The organism is Mycobacterium sp. PO1 (assembly GCF_017312405.1).
Lineage (GTDB): Bacteria > Actinomycetota > Actinomycetes > Mycobacteriales > Mycobacteriaceae > Mycobacterium.
In genome coordinates this window covers 1-1,961 of record NZ_BLTG01000063.1, presented here as the reverse complement: position 1 = coordinate 1,961, position 1,961 = coordinate 1, and the positions used below count along the sequence as shown (strand labels likewise).

Below are 1,961 nucleotides of genomic sequence, written 5' to 3'. Positions count from 1 at the left end.
CGGGTCAACATAGGAGGTTTACACATGTTGGTGAAAGCGTTGGGTTATGTGGGTGTGGAGTCTCCGGATGCGAAGGAGTGGTTGGCGTTCGGTCCGGAGGTTTTGGGGATGGAGGCGGTTGAGGCGTCCAGTGGATCGGTCCTGTTGCGGATCGACGACGCGGATCACCGGATCGCCGTTCATCACGGGGACCGCAACCGGATGCTGTATGCGGGCTGGGATGTGGGCAGCGAGGAGGCGGTTGAGGCTGCCGGGGAGTCGTTGCACAAGCGGGGCATTGGGTTTGAGGTGGGAACCGAGGAGGACTGCGCAGCCCGCGGAGTGTTGGGCTTTTTGACGCTTTCGGATCCTTCGGGGGGACGCCGCCGTTGATCGAAAGTTCATGGATAATGGAGATTATCCATGATGTTGGCCGAGAGGCGCTGCGCTACAATTAGATTCACAACGAGAATCCGTCACAGTGACGAATCGTGCCGTGCTGTCGGGTGTTTTCGTCACGCTACCGTCGCTTCCTAATTGCCTTCCTGCGTTGGACCATGATCCGGTGGACCCCAGGCATCATCCGGTGACGCCGCTCGGCCGCTGCACTTCGTAACGCGGGCTCGCGCGCCCACGGGCGCGCCTCCTTACTGGTTGACCATACGGAACTTATCTGGCACACCCCCGCCGGTGCCTTGTAAGGCGCCGAATCGTCACGGTGACGACCCATGGATTGGTCCTGCCTGCCGTTGCTAGCGTCTTCTGCTAGCATGAGCCGATGGCAAGGATGATCACACTGCGCGTTTCTGACTCGGCTTACGAGGCTGTCAAACGGTATGCCGACGAAGACCAGCAGTCGATGAACTCTTGGATCGAGACCCTGCTCGATGTCGAGGACATGCGTCGTCGGTGCGCAGCACACGAGCAGTGGATGCGAGCACACCCCGACGCAACGGCGTTCAGCGAGGCGTGGGCGGACCGCAATTTGGATGAGTTGGCCGAGCGTTGAGCGACTCCCCGCGACGGGGTGACATCTGGACAATTGACACCGGTATCAGCGTGCTCGTCATTTCCTCTACCGTGTACAACGAGATCCCCAGTGAACCGACGGTGATCGTCGTGCCGGTATTTGCCACCGAACCCGATACCGGGTTTGGTGTGGCTCTAGGCGAGAATGACTGGGCAGCACCGGGATTGGTCACTAGCCTGCGTAAGGCGAGACTAAGCACACAGGACCGCCGGGTCGACGTCCAGGCCCTCACCGACGTCAACAATATGCTCTTCAAGATTCTCGCGACGCCGGATCGGTGACGCAGTATGAATTTCCGCTCCGGCCTTTGTCGGCACGAACGCCGAACTAACCGTGGGAGCTACGGTTTCCGCGACTGTTTGATGAGGCCGTAGAGCGGGTTCTGGGCGGCTGCTGCACGGTTCTGAGTCCCCGCCCCGTCCACGTAGCGCTGCGAGGTAAGCATCGACTCGTGTCCGAGAAGCTTCATCAGCGCGTACACGCTGACATTCTCGTTGGCGAGCTCTGTGGCGAAGGTATGGCGGAAGCCGTGCACCAAGACGCCCGCTGAGCGTTGGCTGTTCAACCCGCCTTTCTTGAATGCACGCAGCACCCGGTACTGCAAGGCGCCACGGGTGATACGTTCACCGTCAGCGCCGACAAACAGCGCGGCAGTGGCCGGCCAGGCGCCCAAGGCACCATTGCTGGACCGTCGTTTACTCGCGCTCGGGAAGCGGACCGCCCGGGACTCTAGGTAGGCCTTCAGTTCGTGAATGAGTGCCTGTTCCACCGGTATCCGGCGGTCCTTGTTGCCCTTGCCACGCACATGAATGACTCCGCCGTCATCTGCTGGCCGGATGTCGCCGATATTGGCGCGCACAAGCTCGTCCGCGCGGAGCCCGGCGAGCACCGCCGTCAACACGATGGCCCGGTCGCGCTCCGCCCAGTCGGTGTGGCGTGTTCCCGCTGAATG

General features: G+C 61.4%; 3 protein-coding genes and 1 pseudogene. 3 read left to right on the top strand and 1 reads right to left on the bottom strand.

From position 1 onward, the window contains the following. From J3476_RS19720 to J3476_RS19710, 3 genes and pseudogenes are all read left to right on the top strand, one after another. Positions 1–372 (top strand): annotated as a pseudogene (locus tag J3476_RS19720) (glyoxalase); the annotation flags it as partial. A 385-nt stretch (positions 373–757) separates the two neighbouring features. Beyond that, on the top strand, positions 758–988 hold the full coding sequence (locus J3476_RS19715; protein ID WP_041799750.1) for a hypothetical protein: 231 nt from the start codon (positions 758–760) through the stop codon (positions 986–988). Continuing rightward, entirely contained in the window at positions 985–1,290 is a 306-nt protein-coding gene (locus J3476_RS19710) for a type II toxin-antitoxin system PemK/MazF family toxin (protein ID WP_286183374.1), read from the top strand. Before J3476_RS19715 ends, J3476_RS19710 begins: the two co-directional genes overlap by 4 nt. A gap of 59 nt (positions 1,291–1,349) precedes the next feature. Here the strand turns inward: J3476_RS19710 and J3476_RS19705 are convergent. Further along, positions 1,350–1,961, bottom strand: a 612-nt coding sequence (locus J3476_RS19705) for a site-specific integrase (protein ID WP_207068062.1), incomplete at its 5' end; no start/stop codon positions are given.

Coding starts and splice junctions, on each gene's coding strand:
- J3476_RS19715 (WP_041799750.1), top strand. CDS start 758: ATGGCAAGGATGATCACACTGCGCGTTTCTGACTCGGCTTACGAGGCT.